The sequence below is a fragment of the Pseudomonas sp. NS1(2017) genome (assembly GCF_002269425.1).
GTDB classification, from domain to species: Bacteria; Pseudomonadota; Gammaproteobacteria; order Pseudomonadales; family Pseudomonadaceae; genus Aquipseudomonas; species Aquipseudomonas reactans.
In genome coordinates, this window is record NZ_CP022960.1 from 4,062,444 (window position 1) to 4,086,739 (window position 24,296).

2 protein-coding genes are annotated in these 24,296 nt (G+C 64.6%); both read left to right on the top strand.

The annotated features are described in order from the left end of the window. Nucleotides 1-97: 97 nt before the first annotated feature. The gene (locus CI807_RS19270) at nt 98-12,925 is read left to right on the top strand and encodes a non-ribosomal peptide synthetase (RefSeq protein WP_095015771.1); all 12,828 of its coding nucleotides are present in this window, start codon (nt 98-100) and stop codon (nt 12,923-12,925) included. Beyond that, nucleotides 12,922-24,216: a non-ribosomal peptide synthetase gene (locus tag CI807_RS19275; RefSeq protein WP_095015772.1), complete on the top strand. Its 11,295-nt coding sequence runs from the start codon at nt 12,922-12,924 to the stop codon at nt 24,214-24,216. The genes CI807_RS19270 and CI807_RS19275 overlap by 4 nt, the downstream gene beginning before the upstream one ends. Nucleotides 24,217-24,296 lie beyond the last annotated feature (80 nt).

Here is a 24,296-nt window from a genome sequence, read left to right on the forward strand (position 1 = left end):
CCCGCTTTTTTTTGATGCGGGGCGCACAGCACCCGATTCAAGCGGCAGCTGAAAACGGACTTTCTTCTCCACCGTGACTTATCAGGCAGGTTACCCCATGCAGTTCAGCGAATTATTGGCAGCGATTTCCACCCATGCGATCCGTCTGCAACTGGAAGAAGGCGACCTGATCATCCTGGGCGATGACGAAGCGCTGGACGATGCGCTGTGGGATCAATTGATCGCCCACAAGCCCCGGCTGCTCGAACTGGTGGCCGAACATGGCGGCGACTGGCTGAGCCCGGCCTACCGCATCACCCCGGACATGCTGCCGCTGGTCAGCCTCGACCAGGCAGCCATCGACCGGATTGTCGCCGCCATCCCCGGCGGCGCGGCTAACGTGCAGGATATCTACCCACTGGCGCCGCTCCAGGAAGGCATGCTGTACCACCATCTGACGGCGGAGCAGGGCGATCCGTACGTGTTGCACGCGCAGTTCGAGTTCGACAGCCGTGGGCGTCTGGAGGCCTTTGCCGAGGCGCTGCAATGGGTGATCGATCGTCACGACATCCTGCGTACCTCCATGGTCTGGGAGCGTCTCGACGAGCCGTTGCAGGTGGTGTGGCGCAAGGCGGCCCTGTCATGCGAGGCGGTTGATTTCGATCCGCGTAGTTATCGCATGGACCTGGGCCAGGCGCCGCTGCTGCGACTGGTGTTTGCCGAGGATTCGCTCACCGGGCGGGTGGCCGCGACCCTGCTGTTCCATCACACCATTCTCGACCACACCGCCCTGGACGTGGTGCGCCATGAAATCCAGCTGTACCTGGCCGGCGAGCACGCCCGGGCCGGTGAGCCGGTGCCGTTTCGCAGCTACATCGCCCAGGTACGCCATGGCGTCAGCGAGCAGGCCCACGAGGCGTTCTTCCGCGAGATGCTGGCGGACATCGATGAGCCGACGCTGCCTTTCGGTTTGCAGGATGTACAGGGTGACGGCCTGGGCATTGACGAGGCACGCATCCCCATCGACAGCGTACTGAGCCGCCGCCTGCGTACCCTGGCACGCCCCCTTGGCGTCAGCGTGGCCAGCATGATGCACCTGGCGATGGCCCGCGTGTTGGGCGTGGTTTCCGGGCGTGACGCAGTGGTGTTCGGCACCGTGATGCTCGGCCGCATGGGCGCGGGCGAGGGCGGTGAACGGGCCCTGGGTATGTTTATCAACACCTTGCCCCTGCGTGTGGATGTGGGCGAACAGGGCGTGCGTGCTGGGGTCAAGGCCACCCATGAACGCCTTACGACCTTGCTCAACCACGAACATGCGTCCCTCGCGCTGGCCCAGCGTTGCAGTGGCGTGGCCGCACCGACGCCGTTGTTCAGCGCCATGCTCAACTACCGCCACAGCGCCGCCACGGACATGGCCGAGGTGATCGAAGTCGCTGAGGGCATCCGTGTACTGGGTGCCGAGGAACGCACCAACTACCCGCTGACGGTCAACGTCGATGACCTGGGTGAAGACTTCGCGCTGACCGTGATGGTCGACGCATCCATCGGTGCCGAACGTGTCGCCACTTACCTGCACACCGCCCTGGCAAGCCTGGCAGACGCCCTGGAGCAACGACCGGACATGCCGCTCAGCGGCCTGAACATCCTGCCCGACGCCGAACGCCACACTTTGCTGCACTGCCTCAATCAAAGCCCCGCGCACTACGCCGACACCGCCCCGATCCATCAGCAAGTCGAAACCCACGCCGCCGCCCAGCCCGAAGCCATCGCCTTGCGCTTCGACAACCAGCGCCTCACCTACCGCCAACTCAACGAGCGCGCCAACCAGGTTGCCCATCGGCTGTTGGCCCAAGGTATCTGCCCGGACGACCGCGTGGCGATCTGCGTGGAACGCGGTCCGGAGATGATCATCGGCTTGCTCGGCATCCTCAAGGCGGGCGCCGGCTATGTGCCGATTGACCCAGCCTACCCGCTGGAGCGCATCGCTTATACCTTGGCCGATAGCGCGCCTGTGGCCGTACTGGTGCAAGCCAATACCCGCCATCTGGTCGGCAACCTGCCGCAGATCGACCTCAATGGCTTGCGCGATGAGTCCCTCATCAACCCACGGGTCACGGTCAGCCCGGCCCACCTGGCCTATGTGATCTACACCTCTGGCTCCACCGGCCAGCCCAAGGGCGTGATGATCGAACACCGCCAGGTGGCGCGATTGTTCACGGCCACCGAACACTGGTTCGGCTTCAACGCCAACGATGTGTGGGCGTTGTTCCACTCGTTCGCCTTTGATTTTTCGGTGTGGGAAATCTGGGGCGCGCTGATGCACGGCGGCCAGTTGCTGATCGTGCCGCAACTGGTCAGCCGTTCGCCGGATGAATGCTATTCGCTGCTGTGCGAGGCGGGCGTGAGCATCCTCAACCAGACCCCGAGTGCCTTCCGCCAGTTGATTGCTGCGCAAAGCCAGAACCCGCAATCCCACTCCTTGCGCCAAGTGATCTTTGGCGGCGAAGCGCTGGAACCGGGCATGCTCAAACCGTGGTACGCCCGGGCGATCAACGCCGGGACGCAACTGGTGAACATGTACGGCATCACCGAAACCACCGTGCACGTGACCTATCGCGCCCTGGAAGCGGCGGATGCGCAGTTGGTTGGCGTCAGCCCGATTGGCGTGCGCATTCCTGACTTGCAGCTGTACGTGCTGGATGCGCGTCGCGAGCTGCTGCCGTTGGGGGTGGTCGGTGAGTTGTACGTCGGCGGCGCCGGGGTGGCGCGCGGTTACCTCAACCGTGAGGCGCTGACCGCCGAGCGTTTCCTGGCTGAGCCGGCCACCGGCCAGCGCCTGTACAAGACCGGCGACCTCGGCCGCCTGCTGGCCGACGGCAGTGTCGAATACCTGGGCCGTAACGATGACCAGGTGAAGATCCGCGGTTTCCGTATCGAACTGGGCGAGATCGAAGCCCGCCTGGCCACGGCCCCTGGCGTGCGTGACGCGGTGGTCATCGCCCGTGAAGACGAGCCGGGTGACAAGCGCCTGGTGGCCTACGTGATCGCCAGAGGCGAATGGCAGGCCGCCGACCTGCGTGACCACCTGCTGCTGAGCCTGGCCGAGCACATGGTGCCCAGCGCCTTTGTGCAGATGGACCAATTCCCGCTGACCACCAACGGCAAGCTCGACCGCAAGGCACTCCCCGCGCCGGATGCCGACGCCCTGGCCCGTCGCGGCTACGTAGCGCCACAAGGCGCGGTGGAAACCGCCATCGCCGCGATCTGGCAAGACCTGCTCAAGCTCGACCAGGTCGGCCGTGATGACAACTTCTTCGAACTGGGCGGCCATTCGCTGTTGGCGGTCAAGCTGATCGAGCGCATGCGCCAGGGCGACCTCAGCGCCGACGTGCGCGTGCTGTTCGGCCAGCCGACCCTGGCGGCACTCGCCGCCGCAGTCGGTGGGCAACAGGAGGTGCAAGTCCCGGCCAACCTGATTACCCAGGCCAGCCAGCACATCACCCCGGACATGGTGCCGTTGGTGGAACTGGACCAGGCAGCGCTTGACCACATCATCGAGAACGTACCCGGCGGCATCAGTAACGTGCAGGATATCTACGGCCTGGCGCCGTTGCAGGCCGGCATTCTCTACCACCACCTGGCGACCACCGAGGGTGATCCCTACGTATTGCAGGTGCAGTTCAGTTTCACTGATCAGGCGGCGGTGGACGCGTTCATCCAGGCATTGCACAGCGTGATCGAGCGCAACGATATCCTGCGCACAGCGATTCTCTGGGAAGGCCTCAACGAGCCGGTGCAGGTGGTCTTGCGCCAGGCAACACTGGCCGTTGAGCGTAGCGACGAGTCGCTTGCCCAACTGCAACAACGCTTCGACCCGCGTCACTTCCGCCTCGATTTGAGCCGCGCTTCACTGATGCGCTTCGCCTACTCGCAAGAGCAGGGCCGTTTGGTCGGCATCCTGTTGTTGCACCACATCCTGCTGGACCACACCGCGTTGCAGGTGCTGGTGGACGAAATGAGCGCCAGCCTGTCCGGCAACAGTGCGCAATTGCCCGACGCCGTGCAGTACCGCAACTATGTAGCCCAGGCGCGACTCGGGGTCAGCCAGGCGCAGCACGAAGCGTTCTTCAGCGAAATGCTCGGCGATATCGATGAGCCGACCTTGGCCTTCGGCCTGCAGGACGTGAATGGCGACGGCAGTGGCATCCTCGACGCCCACCTGCCGCTGGAGCCGGCACTCAGCCTGGGCTTGCGCGAACAGGCGCGGCAACTGGGTGTCAGCACTGCAAGCCTGGTGCATTTGGCCTGGGCCCAGGTGCTGGGGCAGGTGTCCGGCCAGCAGGACGTGGTGTTTGGCACCGTGTTACTGGGCCGCATGCAGGGCGGCGAGGGCGCCGACCGCGCGCTGGGCATGTTCATCAACACCTTGCCGCTGCGCGTCAGCCTCGGCACTGTCGGTGTGCAAGCCGGCGTGCGTGCTACCCATGCACGCCTGGCGCAATTGCTCGGGCATGAGCACGCCTCGTTGTCCCTGGCCCAGCGTTGCAGCGGCGTGCCGGGTTCGCTGCCGCTGTTCAGCACCTTGCTCAACTATCGCCACAGTGCACCGGGGGAAGCACCGGGGGACAGCCCATTCGCCGCCTCCGGCATCCAGATTCTCAGTTCCGAAGAGCGCAGCAATTACCCGCTGGTACTCAACGTCGATGACCTGGGCACAGGTTTTGCGCTGACCGTGCAAGGCGTGGCGACCCTGGATGTGCAACGCGTGGGCGACTACATGCTCACCGCGCTGCGCCACCTGGTGACTGCATTGCAGCAGGCGCCGATCACGCCGTTGCAGGCAGTCTCGATCCTGCCGGCTGCCGAGCGCCATCAGTTGCTGGTGGACTTCAACGCCACCGCCCGTGAATACCCGTCGCAGCTCACCGTACACCAGCTGTTCGAAGCCCAGGCGCTGGCCCGTCCGGAAGCCGTGGCGGCGGTGCATGGGCAGCTGTCCTTGAGCTACCGCGACCTCAACCGGCGTGCCAACCGCCTGGCCCACCACTTGCTCAACCAGGGCGTGCAACCGGGCGAAAGCGTGGCGATCGCACTGCCGCGTTCCCTCGATCTGCTGATCTGCCAACTGGCGATCCTCAAGTGCGGCGCGGTGTATGTGCCGCTGGACGTCAACGCGCCGGTCGAGCGCCAGGCGTTTATCGTGCAGGACAGCGGTGCGCACCGGGTGCTCAACAACCTGGCGGACCTGAACCTGGACGCCCAGTCGCCGCGTAACCCTGAACTGCGGCAGTCTGCCGACAGCGTCGCCTACATCCTCTACACCTCCGGCTCCACCGGGGCGCCCAAAGGCGTGCAAGTGCCGCACCGTGCGATCTCGCGCCTGGTACTCAACAACGGTTACGCCGATTTCAATGCGCGTGATCGTGTGGCGTTCGCCTCCAACCCGGCGTTTGACGCGAGCACCCTCGACGTGTGGGCGCCGTTGCTCAACGGTGGCTGCGTGGTGGTGGTCGAGCATGCGGTGCTGCTGTCCCAGGCGGCGTTTGCGTCGTTATTGCAGGAGCAATCCGTCAGCGTGTTGTGGATGACCGCCGGGTTGTTCCACCAGTACGCCGACGCGCTGATGCCGGTGTTCCGCCAGTTGCGCTACCTGATCGTTGGCGGCGATGTGCTCGACCCGCAGGTGATTGGCCGCGTGCTCGAACACGGCAAACCTCAACACTTGCTCAACGGCTACGGGCCCACCGAAGCCACCACCTTTTCCACCACCTTCGAGATCACCTCGGTGGGCGAGGGTGGCATTCCCATCGGCCGACCGATTGCCAATGCCCAGGCTTACGTGCTGGACCCGCGCCAGCAACCCGTACCGTTGGGTGTGGTGGGCGAGCTGTACATCGGTGGCGCGGGCGTGGCCAAGGGGTATCTGAACCAGCCGCAACTGACCGCCGAAAAATTCATCCCGAACCCGTTTGGTGAAGGCTTGCTGTACCGCACCGGTGACCTGGCCTGCTGGCAGGTCGACGGCACCTTGCTGTACCAGGGGCGCAATGACCTGCAGGTGAAGATCCGTGGTTTTCGGATCGAACCGGGCGAGATCGAAACCTGTCTGGCCAGCTTCCCGGGTGTAAAAGACGCCGTGGTGCTGGCCCGTGAAGACGAACCTGGCGACAAGCGTCTGGTGGCCTACTACACCGCCCGTGAGCCGTTGGACATCGAAACACTGCGCGCCCACCTGCAAGGCCAACTGCCGGATTACATGGTGCCGTCGGCCTACGTGTGGCTGGCGCTGTTACCGCTCACCGCCAACGGCAAGCTCGACCGCAAAGGCCTGCCGGTGCCCGACCAGAGCGCGCTGCTCAGCCGTGGTTTCGAAGCGCCGGAAGGCGAAGTGGAAACCCAGCTAGCGCAGATCTGGCAGGACGTGCTCAAGCTTGACCGCGTGGGTCGTCACGATCACTTCTTTGAGTTGGGCGGGCACTCGTTGCTGGCGGTCAGCCTGATCGAGCGCATGCGCCAGGTCGGCCTGAGCTGCGACGTGCGTGTGTTGTTCAGCCAGCCAAGCCTGGCGGCGCTGGCCGCCGCCGTGGGCAGTGGCCGGGAAGTCGTGGTGCCGGCCAATGGTATTCCAGCGGGTTGCACCCAGATCACTCCGTCGATGCTGACCCTGGTGCAGCTCAATCCGCTGGCCATCGAACGAATCGTCGCGAACGTGCCCGGCGGTGCGGCGAACGTGCAGGACATTTATCCGCTGGCGCCGTTGCAGGAAGGCATTCTTTACCACCACATCAGTGCCGAGCAGGGCGATCCGTACCTGCTGCAATCGCGCATGGCATTCGACGGTATCGAGCGCCTGCACGCGTTCATGGGCGCGCTGCAAAAGGTGGTGACCCGTCACGACATCCTGCGTACCGGCGTGGTCTGGGAAGGGCTGGACAGCCCGGTGCAAGTGGTGTGGCGCGAGGCGCACCTAGTGGTTCAGGAAGTCGACTTGGACCCGGCGGACGGCGGCGTCATCGAACAACTGCACGCGCGCTTCGACGCCCGCCATTACCGCCTGGATATCACCCAGGCGCCGCTGCTGCGCATGGTTTACGCCCAGGATCCGCAACACAACCGCGTCGCGGCGATCCTGTTGTTCCACCACCTGGCGCTGGACCACACCGCCATGGAAGTGGTGGGCCAGGAAATGCGCACGTTCCTGTTCAACCCGGCGCAGGACTTGCCCGAGGCGGCGCCGTTCCGCAACTACGTGGCCCAGGCGCGCCTGGGTGTCAGCATGGAGGAGCACGAAGCGTTCTTCCGCGACATGCTCGCTGACGTGGATGAGCCGACCCTGCCGTTCGGCGTGCAAGACGTGCAGGGCGACGGACGCGATATCGAAGAGGCCGAACTGCCGGTGGATGCAGCCCTGGCCCAGCGGGTGCGCGAGCAGGCGCGGCAGTTGGGCGTCAGTGCGGCGAGCCTGATGCACCTGGCCTGGGCGCAGGTACTGGGCCTGGTCTCTGGGCGTGACGACGTGGTATTCGGCACCGTATTGATGGGCCGCATGCAAGCCGGTGACGGCGCGGACCGTGCGCTGGGCATGTTCATCAACACCTTGCCGCTGCGGGTCGATGTAGCCGCGCCGGCTGCGGTTGCGGTCAAGGCGACCCATGGGGGCTTGAGCGCCTTGCTTGGCCACGAACATGCGTCCCTGGCGCTGGCCCAGCGTTGCAGCGGCGTGGCGAATGCCTCGCCGCTGTTCAGTGCCTTGCTCAACTACCGCCACAGCACCCCCGGCGAAATGGCCCGCGACGGCCATGGCATCTGGGAAGGGGTGCAACTGCTCGGTGGTGAGGAGCGCAGCAACTACCCGCTGACGTTGAGTGTGGATGACCTGGGCGAAGGCTTCGGCCTGACCGTATTGGCGCTGCCGCAGATCGGCGCCCAGCGGCTGTGTGCCTACATGCATAACGCCATTGAGCAACTGATCGAGACGTTGGAAAGCGCACCCAGGACCCCACTCAGTCAATTGCCGATCCTGCCGGCAGCGGAGCGTGAAACCTTGCTGCGCGAGTTCAATGCCACCGCCAGCGATTTCCCCAAGGGCCACACTGTGCATGGGGCTTTCGAGATCCAGGCCGAGCGCCAACCTCACGCCATCGCCGTGATGCAAGACGGCGAATCGCTGACCTACCAGCAGCTCAATATTCGCGCCAACCAGTTGGCCCATCATCTGTTGCAACAGGGCGTGCAGCCCGACGATCGCGTCGCCCTGTGCTGCCGTCGCGGCCCGCAGATGCTGGTGGGCTTGCTGGGCATCCTCAAGGCCGGTGCCGGCTACGTGCCTATCGACCCGGCGTATCCCGCCGAGCGCATCGCTTACTTGCTGCAAGACAGCGCGCCTGTGGCGGTGTTGGCCGAAGCCAGTACCCGCGACCTGTTGGGCGCGGTTGCCACCCTCGACCTGCACGATCCGCGCGTGCAGCAGCAGGCCGTCAGCAACCCGCAACTCAGCGCGTTGACCCCGGCGCACTTGGCTTACGTCATCTACACCTCCGGCTCCACCGGCCAGCCCAAAGGTGTGATGGTGGAACACCGCACCGTGGAAAACCTGGTGCACTGGCACTGCGAGGCCTTTGGTCTGGATGCGACGGGCCACACCAGCAGCGTCGCCGGTTTCGGTTTTGATGCGATGGCCTGGGAGGTCTGGCCGGCGCTGTGCGTGGGTGCCACCCTGCATCTGCCACCGGCCGATGTGGGCAATGAAAACATCGATGAGCTGCTCGCCTGGTGGCTGGCGCAACCGCTGGACGTCAGCTTCCTGCCAACGCCTGTGGCCGAATACGCCTTCAGCCAGAACCTGCAACACCCCACGTTGCGCATTCTGCTGATTGGTGGTGATCGCCTGCGCCAGTTCACCCAGGAACGCCGCTTTGCAGTGATCAACAACTACGGCCCCACCGAAGCCACGGTAGTTGCCACCTCCGGCCGCGTGCGCGCCGGGCAGGTGCTGCATATCGGCCGGCCCATCGCCAATGCCAGCGTCTACCTGCTGGACGCGCACTTGCGTCCGGTGCCGGCAGGGGTGGCGGGCGAGTTGTACGTCGGCGGCAGTGGCGTGGCGCGGGGTTACCTGAACCGTCCGGACCTGAGCGCCGAACGCTTCCTGCAAGACCCGTTCAACGAAGGCCGCATGTACCGCACCGGTGACCTGGCGCGCTGGTTGCCCGATGGCAATATCGAGTACCTGGGACGTAATGATGATCAAGTGAAGGTGCGTGGTATCCGGGTTGAACTGGGTGAAATCGAAAGCCGCCTGGCCGCACTGGATGGCGTCGGCGAAGCGGTGGTGCTGGTGCGCGAAGGGCGCTTGATTGCCTGGTTCACCGAACAGCAACCGTTGGATATCGACACCCTGCGCGCGCAACTGCAAGCCCGGTTGCCGGATGCCCTGGTGCCGGTTGCCTATGTGAAGCTGCACGCATTGCCCCTGACTGCCAACGGCAAGCTCGACCGCAAGGCGTTGCCGGAACCGGATCAGGCGGCGTTGCTGACTCGCGAGTACGCAGCACCTCAAGGCGAGGTTGAGAGCACCCTGGCGCGTATTTGGGCGGAGGTGCTGCAAGTGGAGCAGGTCGGGCGCCATGACCATTTCTTCGAGCTGGGCGGCCATTCGTTGCTCGCCGTCAGCCTGATCGAACGCATGCGCCAGGTCGGCCTGAGTGCCGATGTGCGCGTGCTGTTCAGCCAGCCGACCCTGGCGGCGCTCGCGGCTGCCGTGGGCAGTGGGCGCGATGTGTCGGTGCCGGAAAACCGCATTCCAGCGGGTTGCCAGCGCATCACCCCGGATTTGTTGTCCCTGGTGCAACTCGACCAATCGACCATCGACCACGTCGTCGCCCAGGTGCCCGGTGGCGCCGCCAATGTGCAGGACATCTACCCGCTGGCGCCGTTGCAGGAGGGCATTCTCTACCACCACATCAGCGCGGGTCAGGGCGACCCTTACCTGCTGCAATCGCACCTGGCGTTCGACAGCCTCGACCGCTTGAATGCCTTCGCCCAGGCGCTGCAACAGGTGATCGACCGTCACGACATCCTGCGCACCGCTGTGATCTGGGAAGGCCTGGCCCAGCCGCTGCAAGTGGTGTGGCGCAAGGCCCGCTTGCAGGTGCAGGCGGATGAGATCGACCAGTTGCACCAGCGCTTCGACCCGCGCCAGTACCGTGTGCCGATGAATCAGGCGCCGCTGATACGCCTGGTGTACGCGCCGGACCCGGCCAACCAGCGCGTGGTTGCGATCCTGTTGTTCCACCACATTGCCCTCGACCACACCGCCCTCGACGGCGTGCGCCACGAGATGCAAGCCAGCCTGCTTGGGCAACCACAGCCTGCCGGCGACGCCACGCCGTACCGTAACTACGTGGCCCAGGCGCGATTGGGTGTCAGCGAAGCGGAACATGAACAGTTCTTCCGTGGAATGCTCGGCGATATCAGCGAACCGACCTTGCCATTCGGCCTGCAGGACGTGCGCGGCGACGGCAATGCCATCGAAGAGGTCCAACTGAACCTGGCCCCGACCCTCAACCAGCGCCTGCGGACCCAGGCGCGTTTACTCGGCGTGAGTGCCGCCAGCCTGTTCCACCTGGCCTGGGCGCGGGTGCTCGCCAGCACATCCGGCCAGGAAAACGTGGTGTTCGGCACCGTGCTGCTGGGGCGCATGCAAGGCGGCAAAGGCAGTGATCGCGCGCTGGGCATGTTCATCAACACCTTGCCGCTGCGCGTGGACATTGATGGCAGCGGCGTGCGCGTGGCGGTCAAACAGACCCATGCGCGACTGACCGCGTTGCTCGGGCATGAACACGCGTCCCTTGCCCTGGCCCAGCGGTGCAGCGGCGTCGCCGCGCCGCAGCCGTTGTTCAGCGCGATGCTCAATTACCGTCACAGCGACAGCCAACAGGCGCCGATGTCCCAGGCCTGGGAAGGCATCCAGACCCTGGCCAGCGAGGAGCGCACCAACTACCCGTTGACGCTGAACGTGGACGACCAGGGCGACGGCTTCCGCCTCACTGCCATGACCGCGCAGTCGATTGGCGCGCAACGCCTCTGTGGTTACCTGCAGGTGACCTTGCAAGGGCTGGTCGACGCGCTGGAGCAGGCGCCGCAGTTGGCGGTCAATCGCCTGCCGGTGCTGGAGGCTCAGGAGCGTCAGCAACTGCTGTCGGGTTTCAATGCCACCGAGGTGGCCTATGACCTTGACCAGACCCTGCACGGCCTGTTTGAAGCACAAGTGACGCGCACACCGGACGCTATCGCGGTCAAGGCGGGTGAGCTGGCATTGACCTATGCCGAATTGAATGCGCAAGCCAACCAGCTGGCGCATCACCTGATCGAAATGGGCGTTCAAGCCGATTCGCGGGTCGCGATCTGTGTGGAGCGTGGCCTGGACATGGTGGTCGGCCTGTACGCGATCCTCAAGGCCGGTGCGGCCTATGTGCCGCTGGACCCGGCGTATCCACTGGAACGTATCGCCTACATGCTGGAAGACAGCGCGCCTGTTGCGGTGCTGGCCCAAGGCGCTACGCGTAGTTTGCTGGGCGACGCGCCGGTGATCGATCTGGACCGGCCGACCTGGCAGCACCAATCTATCGATAACCCACAGGTGCAGGCCCTCAGCGCCTACGTGATCTACACCTCCGGCTCCACCGGCCAGCCCAAGGGCGTGATCAACGACCACCCCGGCGTGGTCAACCGCCTGCTGTGGATGCAGGACGCCTACGGCTTGAAGGCCCACGACCGGGTATTGCAGAAAACCCCGTTCAGCTTCGACGTATCGGTGTGGGAGTTCTTCTGGCCACTGTTTACCGGCGCCTGCCTGGTCATGGCGCGTCCTGGCGGGCATAAAGACCCGGCCTATCTGTGCGAGGTGATCGCCGCTGAACAGATCACCACGTTGCATTTTGTACCGTCGATGCTCGACGTATTCCTGGCCCACGGCGATGTCAGCCAGGCGGCCGGTCTGCAACGGGTGATGTGCAGCGGCGAAGCCTTGCCGGGTAGTCTTGTCAGGCGCTTCAAGCAGCAACTGCCCGGCATCGGCCTGTACAACCTGTACGGCCCGACCGAAGCCGCTGTCGACGTGACCGCCTGGAACTGCGCGCGCCCGGACGTGCCGGACAACACGCCGATTGGCAAACCCATCGCCAACACCCGCATGTATGTGCTCGATGCACAGATGCAGCCAGTGCCCCTGGGCGTGGTGGGCGAGTTGTTCATCGGCGGCGTGCAGGTGGCGCGCGGTTACCTCAATCGTCCTGAGTTGACCGCCGAACGTTTCCTCAAGGACCCGTTCACCGATGGCCGCCTGTACCGCACCGGCGACCTGGGGCGTTACCTGCCCGACGGCACTATCGAGTACCTGGGCCGCAACGACGACCAGGTGAAGATCCGTGGCTTGCGTATCGAACTGGGCGAGATCCAGGCCCGTTTGCTGGAACATCCGCAGGTCAACGAGGCCGCGGTGGTGGCCCGCGATGACCGGCTCGTCGCCTACTACACCGGCGCGCGGGTCACTGAGTTGCGCGAACACCTCCTGCAAAACCTGCCGGACTTTATGGTGCCCGCGCTGTTCGTGCACCTCGACGCGTTGCCGTTGAGCCCCAACGGCAAGCTCGACCGCAAGGCACTGCCTGCGCCGGGCAACGAAGCCTTGACCGTGCGCGAGTACGAGGCCCCGGTGGGCGACACCGAAATCCTTCTGGCGCAACTCTGGGCTGAACTGCTCGGCGTGGAGCGGGTAGGGCGCCAGGACAATTTCTTTGAATTAGGCGGGCACTCGCTGCTCGCCGTGAGCTTGATCGGGCGCTTGCGCCAGGAAGGCATGGAAGCCGATGTGCGTGCGTTGTTCGAACAGCCGACCCTGGCTGGCTACGCCGCGATGACTGAACGAATGGAGATCGTCCTGTGAGCATTCTCGAACTGCTGGCGACGCTGAAAACCAAGGATGTGCAACTCGCGCTGAAGGGCGAGCAGTTGTCGGTGCAAGGCAACAAACAAGCGCTGAGCGACCCGGTGATTCTTGCCGCCTTGCGCGAACACAAGCCGGCGCTGATCGAGCTGATCAAGGCCGGCGAGTATTCGGCCGCCAACGAGGTGCCGGCCAATGGCATCCCGGCCAACGCCGAACGGATCACGCCGGCCATGTTGACCCTGTCCGAGCTGAGCCAGGAGGAGATCGACCGCATCGTTGCCACGGTCGACGGCGGCGTGGCGAATATCCAGGATATCTACCCGCTGGCGCCGCTGCAGGAAGGCATCCTGTTTCACCACGTCAGCACCGAGCAGGGCGACCCCTATGTAATGCAGTCGCAGTTCGCCTTCGACAGCGTCGAGCGTTTCGACGCATTTGCCCTGGCCCTGCAAGGGGTGATCGACCGTCACGACATCCTGCGCACCGGCGTGGTCTGGGACGGATTGCAACAGCCATCGCAAGTGGTGTGGCGCAGCGCGCGTCTGCCGGTACAGGTGCTGGAACTGGACCCGGCTGACAGTGATATTGCTGCCCAACTGCACGCGCGGTTCGACGCTCGCCATTTCCGGCTCGACGTGACCCAGGCGCCGTTGATGCGCCTGGCCTGGGCGAAGGACCCGGCGCAGGGGCGCATCGTTGCGATGCTGTTGTTCCATCACATGGCCCTGGACCACAGTGCCCTGGAAGTGGTGCGCCATGAAATGCAGGCGTTCCTGCAAGGCCACGCCGGGCAACTGGGTCACGCCGTGCCGTTTCGCAACTATGTTGCACAGGCGCGGCTGGGTGTCAGCGAACAGCAACACGAGGCGTTTTTCCGGCAGATGCTCGGCGATGTGGTCGAGCCGAGCTTGCCCTTCGGCTTGCAGGATGTGCAGGGCGATGGCCGTGACATCAATGAACTGGATTGGCCGCTGTCGGACGCACTCAACCAGCGCCTGCGCGCCCAGGCTCGATCGCTGGGCGTCAGCGTTGCCAGCCTGTTCCACCTGGGCTGGGCTCAGGTGTTGAGCGTGCTGGCCGGCAAATCCCAAGTGGTGTTCGGCACCGTGCTGATGGGTCGAATGCAAGGCGGGCATGCCACGGACCGCGCCTTGGGGATTTTCATCAACACCTTGCCGTTTCGCGTGGACGTGGCTGGCGACGACCTGCGCAGCGCGGTCAAGGCCACCCACACGCGCCTCACCGCGCTGCTGCGCCACGAACACGCACCCCTGGCGCTGGCGCAACGGTGCAGTGGGGTGGTGGCGCCGACGCCGTTGTTCAGCGCGTTACTCAACTATCGCCACAGCGGCACCGGTACCAGCAGCGAAGCCGTGGCGGCGTGGCAGGGCATCGAGACATTACGTTCGGATGAGCGCACCAACTACCCGTTGACCCTGAGCGTGGACGACCTGGGCGAAGGGTTTATCCTGCGTCTGCTGGCGACCACCCAGGTCGATCCGCAACGCGTCTGTGCCTACCTGCAAACCGCCTTGGACAACCTGGTAACCGCGTTGGAACAGGCGCCACACACCGCGCTCAATCAGGTCTCGGTGCTGCCTGTCGATGAACAGCGTTTGCTGCTGGAACACTTCAACGCCACCCAGGCGGATTTCCCCCAAGGCACCACGCTGCACGCTCGCGTCGAAGCCCAGGCAGCCCTCACGCCGGACGCGATTGCCGCTGTGCATTCGGGTCGTCAACTGACTTATGCCGAACTCAACCAGCAAGCCAATCTGCTGGCCCATCACCTGCTGGCGCTGGGGGTCAAGCCGGACGACCGGGTCGCCATCGTTGCGCGTCGTGGCCTGGACACCCTGGCCGGCTTGCTGGCGATCCTCAAGGCCGGCGCCTGTTATGTGCCGGTAGACCCGTCGCACCCAGCCGAGCGCCTCACGTACCTGCTGACCGACAGCGCCCCGGTGGCGGTGCTGACCCAGCACGCCTTGCTCGAACGCTTGCCGGCCCTTGACGTGCCGGTAATCAACCTTGACCGCTACACCTGGCAGCACCACTCAGCGAGCAACCCCAAGGTAACGGTCATCCCGTCCAACCTCGCCTATGTGATCTACACCTCCGGCTCCACCGGCCTGCCCAAAGGCGTGATGGTAGAACATCACACCGTGGCCAACCTGGTGGACTGGCACTGCAACGCCTTCGACCTGTGCGCCGGACGCCACACTGCCAGCGTTGCCGGGTTCGGCTTTGATGCAATGGCCTGGGAAGTCTGGCCGGCGCTGTGTGTGGGCGCGACCCTGCACCTGCCACCGGCCCATGACGGCGCCGAAGATATCGACGCGCTGTTGGCCTGGTGGTGTGCGCAACCGTTGGACGTGTGTTTCCTGCCCACGCCAGTGGCCGAGTACGCCTTCAGCCAGCAGATCGAACATCCGACGCTGCGCACCTTGCTGATCGGTGGCGATCGCCTGCGCCAGTTCACCCGGGCGCAGCGCTTTGACTTGATCAACAACTACGGGCCGACCGAAGCCACGGTGGTTGCGACGTCGGGCAAGGTCGAGGCCGGCCAGCCGCTGCATATCGGCAAGCCCATCGCCAATGCCACGGTGTACCTGCTCGATGAGCAACAGCGTCCCGTCCCATTGGGCGTAGCAGGGGAGTTGTACGTGGGCGGTAAAGGCGTGGCGCGGGGATACCTGAACCGCCCGGAGCTGACCGCCGAACGCTTCCTGCAAGACCCGTTCAATGCCGGGCGCATGTACCGTACCGGCGACCTGGCGCGTTGGTTGCCGGACGGCAACATCGAGTACCTGGGACGCAATGATGACCAGGTAAAAATTCGCGGCATGCGCATCGAACTGGGCGAGATCGAAACCCAGCTCAACCAACTGGCAGGTATCCAGGAAGCCGTGGTGCTGGTGCGTGAAGAGCGGCTGGTGGCGTATTTCACCGAAAACCGTCAACTCGACCCATTGGCCGTGGGCGACATCCGCGCCCATCTGGTGGCGCACCTGCCGGACTACATGGTGCCGGTCGCCTACGTGAAGCTGGACGCGTTGCCCCTGACTGCCAACGGCAAGCTTGACCGCAAGGCCTTGCCGGCGCCGGACATGGCCGCTGTGTTTACCCGCGAATACGCGGCACCCGAAGGCGAAATCGAAAGCGTGCTGGCGCACATCTGGGCCGATGTGCTGCACGTCGAGCGCGTCGGGCGTCGCGATCACTTCTTCGAACTGGGCGGGCACTCGTTGTTGGCGATGCGCATGGTCTCGCAGATCCGCCAGCGCCTAGGCGTCGAGTTGCTGCTCGGCGATTTGTTTGCCAATGCCGAACTGGCGGCCGTCGCCGAGGTGCTGGCCCGGTCCGGCCGCAGCACCTTGCCGGATATCCTGCCGGCCAATCGTGATGAACAGGTGCCGCTGTCCTTCGCCCAGCAGCGCCTGTGGTTCCTGGCGCTGATGGAAGGCGCCAACACCGCCTACAACATTCCTATCGGCTTGCGTTTGCGTGGGCAGTTGCATGTCGAGGCGCTGCAAAGGGCGCTCGCCCGTATCGTCGCGCGCCACGAAACCCTGCGCAGCCGCTTCGCCCAGCATGGCGATGACGCCCAAGTGTTGATCGTACCCGCCGAAGACGTGCTGCCCCTGCAAGTGCAGGACCTGCGTCGCCATCCGCAACCCCAGCAGGCGCTGGATGCGTTGATCCACGGCGAGGCCTCGGCGCCGTTCGACCTGGAGCGTGGTCCGCTGCTGCGCGGGCGCCTGGTGGTCATGGCCGACGATCACCATGTGCTGCTGCTGACCCTGCACCATATCGTTTCCGATGGCTGGTCCATGGGCGTGCTCACCCGCGAGTTGATGGCGTTGTATCAAGCCTTCAGCCACGGCCAGCCCGATCCATTGCCGCCGCTGCCGATCCAGTACGGCGACTTCGCCGTATGGCAACGCCTATGGCTCAGCGGCGAAGTGCTGCATCGCCAGAGCACCTATTGGCAGCAGGCGCTGGCCGGTGCGCCGGCCTTGCTCACTTTGCCCACTGACCGCCCGCGCCCTGCGCAACAGGACTACGCCGGCAGCAGTGTCGAGGTGCGCCTGGACGAACGCCTCACCGCCGGGCTCAAGGCCTTGAGCCAACGCCACGGCACCACCGTGTACATGACCTTGATGAGCGCCTGGGCATCCTTGCTGGCGCGGTTGTCCGGGCAACAGGACGTGGTGATCGGCTCACCCGTCGCCAATCGCACGCGCAGCGAGGTGGAAGGGCTGATCGGGCTGTTCGTCAACACGCTGGCCGTGCGCATCGACACCTCCGGCGAGCTGAGCACCGAGGCGTTGCTGGCGCGTGTCAAGGCGCTGGCGCTTGAGGCCCAAGCCCATCAGGACCTGCCGTTTGAGCAGGTGGTGGAAATCACTCGGCCGCCGCGCAGCCTGGCCCACAGCCCGCTGTTCCAGACGCTGTTGACCTGGCAGGACAGCAGCGCGCCGACCCTGGCGTTGGGTGACCTGGCTTTGGAAGGCATTGTCGAGCACAGCCACTTCGCCAAGTTCGATCTGTCCCTGGACCTGAGCGAAGTGCAGGGCACGATCATCGGCGCGCTGGAGTACGCGGTGGCGCTGTTCGATGAGTCGACGGTGCAGCGTTATGTCGGCTATTTCACCCGCGTGTTGCAGGCCATGGTCGATAACGACCAGGCGGTGCTGGAGCAGGTGCCGCTGGTGGATGAGCATGAACGTCAGCATTTGCTGTTCGACTTCAACGCTACCGAGTTGGCCTACGACCTCGACCAGACCTTGCACGGTATGTTCGAAGCGCAGGTGGCGCGGACACCGGATGCGGTCGCCGTCAAGGCTGATCACCTTGTATTGACCTATGCCGAGCTGAACGCGCAAGCCAACCAGCTGGCACATCACCTGCTGGAAATCGGCGTTCAGCCCGATTCACGGGTTGCTATCTGTGTGGAACGCGGCCTGGAGATGGTTATCGGCCTGTACGCGATCCTCAAGGCCGGCGCCGCCTATGTGCCGCTGGACCCGGCGTATCCGCTGGAGCGCATCGCCTACATGCTGGAGGACAGCGCGCCGGTCGCGGTGCTGGCCCAGGGCGCGACACGCGGGTTGTTGGGGGATGTGCCGGTGGTCGATCTGGATCGGCCGACCTGGCAGCACCAACCTCAAGACAACCCCGGTGTAGAAGGCCTCAGCGCTTACGTGATCTACACCTCCGGCTCCACCGGCCAACCCAAGGGCGTGATCAACGACCATCCCGGCGTGGTCAACCGCCTGTTGTGGATGCAGGACGCCTACGGCTTGCAAGCCCATGATCGTGTCTTGCAGAAAACCCCGTTCAGTTTCGACGTGTCGGTGTGGGAGTTCTTCTGGCCGCTGTTCACCGGCGCGTGCCTGGTGATGGCGCGTCCTGGCGGCCATAAAGACCCAGCGTACCTGTGCGACGTGATTGCGGCCGAGCAGATCACCACGCTGCACTTCGTGCCGTCGATGCTAGACGTGTTCCTGGCCCATGGCGATGTCAGCCAAGCCAAAGGGTTGGTGCGTGTGATGTGCAGCGGCGAAGCCCTGCCGGGCAGCCTGGTGCGGCGCTTCAAGCAACAATTGCCAGGCAGCGAACTGCACAACCTGTATGGCCCGACCGAAGCCGCCGTCGATGTGACCGCGTGGAACTGCGCCGGGCCGGTAACGCCGGACAACACGCCGATCGGCAAACCGATCGCCAACACCCGCATGTACGTGCTCGATGCACAGATGCGGCCGGTGCCGTTGGGTGTGGTCGGCGAGTTGTTCATCGGCGGCGTGCAAGTGGCACGCGGCTACCTGAACCGCCCTGAATTGACCGCCGAGCGTTTCCTCAAGGACCCGTTCACCGACGGTCGCCTGTACCGCACCGGCGACGTGGGCCGCTACCTGGCGGATGGCACGATTGAGTACCTGGGGCGCAATGACGATCAGGTGAAAATCCGTGGCCTGCGCATCGAACTCGGGGAAATCCAGTCGCGCCTTACCGACTATCCGCCGGTCAACGAAGCCGCCGTGATCGCCCGCGACAATCGTTTGATCGCCTACTACACCGGGGCGCTCAGCGAGATCGACGCGTTGCGCGCGCACCTGTTGCAGCACCTGCCGGAGTTCATGGTGCCGGCCATCTTCGTGCACCTCGACACCTTGCCCCTGAGCCCCAACGGCAAGCTCGACCGCAAGGCCTTGCCTGCGCCGGGCCTGGAGTCGGTGGTGGTGCGCGAATACGAAGCGCCCCAGGGCGACACGGAAATCGCCTTGGCCAGCCTGTGGGCCGAGTTGCTCAACGTGGAGCGCGTGGGCCGTCACGACAACTTCTTCGAACTGGGCGGGCACTCGTTGCTCGCGGTGAGCCTGATGGGGCGCATGCGCCGCCTCGGGTTGTCGGCGGATGTGAAGGTGTTGTTCGGCCAGCCGACCTTGTCAGCCTTGGCGGCGGCCTTGGGCGGGGGGCGGGAAGTGGCGGTGCCGGCCAATCGCATTGCCGCCGATTGCACCGCGATCACGCCGGATATGTTGCCGTTGGTTCAACTGGATCAGCCATCCATCGAGCGTATCGTCGCCTGCATTCCGGGCGGCGCAGCCAATGTGCAGGACATCTACCCGTTGGCGCCGTTGCAGGCCGGCATGCTGTATCACCATCGTGCGGTGCAGGGTGCTGACGACTATGTGCTGCGCGCACAGTTTGCATTCGACAGCCAACAGCGCCTGGAGGCGTTCGCCCTGGCCATGCAGGCGGTGATCCAGCGCCATGACATCCTGCGTTCGTCGTTCCATTGGGATGGCCTGGAAGAGCCGGTGCAGGTGGTCTGGCGCGAGGCGTCGCTGCGTATTGAACAAGGCGTGGTGCCGGAACGGCTTGATCTGTCGCAAGCCCCGTTGATGCGCCTGGTGGTCAATGCGGACAGTGCCACGTTGCTGTTCCACCACTTGGTGATGGACCACATCGCCCTGGAGATTCTGCAACAGGAGATGCAGGCGTTCCTCACGGGTACTCAACACACCTTGGGCGCGGCGGTGCCGTACCGCAACTATGTGGCCCAGACCCGCGTCGGTGCAGAGGATCACGAAGCGTTCTTCCGCGACATGCTCGGTGATATCGATGAACCGACCCAGGTCGAACGCTTGGGCCGCAACGAGCCGATTCAACGCCCACTGGATGCAGACTTGAGCCAACGCCTGCGCACCCAAGCGCGGCAATCCGGCGTCAGCGCCGCCAGCCTGATGCACCTGGCCTGGGCCCAGGTGCTGGGCAAGGTCTCGGGCCGCGACAACGTGGTGTTCGGCAGCGTGATGCTCGGCCGCCTGCAAGGCGGTGAAGGCGCCGAGCGGGCCATGGGTGTGTTTATCAATACCCTGCCGCTGCGGGTCGACCTCGGTGAGCACTCGGTGCGCGACGCACTGCGGGCCACCCACGCACGTCTCAGCCAATTGCTCAGCCATGAGCAGGCGCCGCTGGCGTTGGCCCAGCGTTGCAGCGGCGTGCCGGCGGCGACGCCGCTGTTCGACACGCTGTTCAACTATCGCCACAGTGCGCCGCAGGCTGCCAGCGAAGCATGGCAAGGCATTCGGCTGCTCAAGGCTGAAGAACACAGTAATTACGGCCTGTCAGTGAGCGTGGATGACCTGGGCGAGGGCTTCTCGCTGAAAGTCGTGGGGCAGGGCGCACGCCGGTTGTGCGGCTACTTGCAGGTTGCCGTGGAACAGGTGGTGCAGGCGCTGGAGCAGGGCAGCGCGATGGGTATCAGCCACTGGCCGATCCTGCCTGCTGCCGAACGCCAGCAACTGCTGGAGTTCAACGCCACCACGCGACCATTCCCGCGTGAACACACGGTGCAACGCCTGTTCGAAGCCCAGGCCCAGGCGCGTCCTGGCGCATTGGCGGCGCTGCATGGCGGGCAGTCACTGAGTTATGGCGAGCTGAATACCCGCGCCAATCGCTTGGCCCATCACCTGCTGGGCCTTGGGCTGCGTCCCGGTAATAACGTGGCGATCCTGTTGCCGCGCTGCCTGGACCTGTTGATCAGCCAACTGGCCGTGCTCAAATGCGCCGCCGCCTATGTGCCGCTGGATATCAATGCGCCTGCCGAGCGCCAGGGTTTCATGGTGCAGGACAGTGCTGCAGCCTGGTTGTTGACCCGCAGCGACATCGCCGTCGACTTCGGCGTGCAACGCTTGGATCTGGACACCTTGGCCCTCGACCCGCAGCCCAGCCACAACCCGGACCTGTCGCAGTCCTCGGACAGCGTGGCGTACATCATGTACACCTCCGGTTCCACCGGCACGCCCAAAGGTGTGTTGGTGCCCCATCGCGGCATCACCCGCCTGGTGATCAACAACGGTTACGCCGATTTCAACGCCAGCGACCGCGTGGCCTTCGCCTCCAACCCGGCGTTCGACGCCAGCACCATGGACGTGTGGGGCCCGCTGCTCAACGGCGGCCAGGTGCAGGTAATCGACCACGCCACGCTGCTTGACCCTGCGGCCTTCGGCGCGGCCTTGGCGGACGCAACGGTGTTGTTCGTTACCACGGCCCTGTTTAACCAGTACGTGCAATTGATCCCCCGGGCCCTGGCGGGCTTGCGCATTCTGCTGTGCGGCGGCGAGCGCGCCGACCCGGCCGCCTTTCGCAGCCTGTTGGCCCAGGCGCCTGCGTTGCGCCTGGTGCATTGCTATGGGCCGACCGAAACCACCACTTACGCCACCACCTATGAGGTGCGCGCGCTGGCTGAGGATGCCGACAGCGTGCCGATTGGTCGGCCGATTTCCAACACGCAGATTCATGTGCTGGATGCGCACCTGCAGCCGGTGCCCGTGGGCGTGACCGGTGAAATCTGCATCGGCGGGGATGGCGTGGCGCTGGGGTATCTGAATCGACCTGATCTGACCGCTGAAAAGTTTGTGAAGGATCCGTTGAATTTGCACGCCTTGATGTACCGCACCGGCGACCTTGGCCGTTGGACTGAGGACGGCGTGCTGGACTGCATCGGGCGCAATGACGATCAGGTGAAGATCCGCGGTTTCCGCATCGAGCTGGGCGAGATCGAAGCGCGCCTGGCGACCTTTGTCGGTATCCAGGACGTGGTGGTGCTGGCTCGCGAAGATGCGCCGGGCGACAAGCGCCTGGCCGCGTATTTCACCTGGGCTGATCAGCCTGTCGACCTCGACAGCGTGCGCGTTTATCTGCAAGGCCAATTGCCGGAGTACATGGTGCCGTCGGCCTTGGTGCCGCTGGATCACCTGCCGTTGACCGCCAACGGCAAGGTCGACCGCAAGGCCTTGCCGGTGCCGGCCCTGGACACGTTCAACCGCCGTGAGTTCGAGGCGCCGGCCGATGGGCTGGAACAGACCCTGGCCCAGCTATGGGCCGAGGTGTTGAAGCTGGAACAGGTCGGTCGTCATGACAGTTTCTTCGAGTTGGGCGGGCATTCATTACTGGCGATCCGGCTGGTCAACCTGATGGAAGACGCGGGGTTGCAGGTGTCCCTGGCTGAGCTGTTCCAGCATGCCAGTGTGGCGTCCGTTGCCGCGATGCTGCGTCAGCGTACGGATGAGCCGGTGCGTGACACGTCGGTGATCAGGGTACGCAGCGGTGGTTCGCAAGCGCCGCTGTTCCTGGTCCATGAGTTCAGCGGCATGGACGTGTACTTCCCGGCGCTGGGTCAGCATTTGCCGGGTGACTATCCGATCTACGGCTTGCCAGGCGTGGCGCTCGGCGAACCGCACCTGAACACGATGGAAGGTCTGGCTGCGCGGCTGGTCGGGTTGATCCGTGGCATTCAACCCCATGGGCCTTACCGGGTTGCCGGTTGGTCGTTTGGCGGGGTGCTGGCCTATGAAGTGGCGATGCAACTGCTCGGGCTGGATGAGCCGGTGGAGTTTCTCGGTTTGATCGACAGCTACGTGCCGCGCATGACCGACCAGGGCAAGGCGCGCTGGAGCGGGCCGGACGCGCTCAAGCAGCATTTGCTGTTGCAGTGCACGGCGTACTGGAAAACACAGGGAGGTGTGGATGAACTGGCGAGCCTTGGGCAGCTGGAGACGCAGGTTGGACAGCTGGACTTTGCAGGCTTGCTGCAACGTTGTCGCGATGAAGGTGTGCTGCACGCGCAAATGGCAGCGGCGACGGACGCGGACCTCTTGAACTACATCGAGCGGGAAGTGGGTCACGGGCATGCGCTGGCGCATTACAGCCTGTTTCCGTTGCCGGTCGCGGTGCATCTGTTCAGTGCGAATGAGCGGCCGACCGAGTTGTCGCGGCATAGTGAATCGCTGGGTTGGAATGAGGTATTGGCGCCTGGGCAATTGCGCCAGGTGGCGGTGCCGGGGGATCACCAGAGCATGATGCAGGCGCCGCATATCCAGGCATTGGGCCAGGCGATGGCTGAGGCGCTGGGGGCTTGTACGCCGCAGGTTCAAGCGGCGCATCAACCTTTACTGCGGATTCAGAGTGGCCGGACGGGGTATGCGCCGGTGTTCTGTGTGCCGGGGGCGGGGGACAGCGTCACCGGGTTTATCGGTTTGAGTGAGGCGTTGGGACGCGACTGGCCGTTGTTTGGTTTGCAGCCGCGTGGGTTGGACGGTGAGGCGGTGCCCCATAGCCAGGTGGAAGCGGCGGCAGCTTGTTACTTGAAGGCGTTGGAGCAGGAGTGTCCGCAGGGGCCGGTGCATTTGGTGGGGCATTCGTTTGGGGGCTGGGTTGCGCTGGAGATGGCGTTGCGGTTGCAGGCGGCGGGGCGGGAGGTGGCTTCGTTGACGGTGATTGACAGTGAGTCTCCGGAGCGCGCTGTCAGGCCTTATACGACGACGGCGGCGTTGGTGCGGTTGATTGAGGCGATGCAGTTGTCGGCGGGGAAATCGCTCGGGATTGATCTGGGGGACTTTGCCGGGCGTGATGAGGTGGCGCAGCGGCGGCAGTTGCATGCAGGGATGGTCGGCGTTGGTCTGTTGCCGGGGCGGTCGGCTGTGGATGCGATGGATGGGCCGGCGCGGACTTATGCGGCGGCGTTGCGTACGCGGTATCGGCCGGGTGCGCGATTTAACGGGGTTGTGCGGTTGGTGTTGGCTGAGGATCCTGCGTTGGATGCGGCGGGGAATCAGCGGGAGCAAGGGTTGATGGTTGAGGGGTGGCGGCGGCAGGGGAGTGGGTTGCAGGTTTGGTATGGCGGGGGGAATCACTTTACGTTGCTCAAGGCGCCCAATGTGGTTGGGTTGGCGCGGTGGTGGGTGGATGGGGTTGTTGTTGGGGAGGTGGTTTCGTGAGGTTTTGGTTTGGGTACATATCCGTTGCTGCGGTAACGGCTACTTATGGTTCCGCTCTTACAGCGGGTCACTTTTGGAAA

Coding starts and splice junctions, on each gene's coding strand:
- CI807_RS19270 (WP_095015771.1), top strand. CDS start 98: ATGCAGTTCAGCGAATTATTGGCAGCGATTTCCACCCATGCGATCCGT.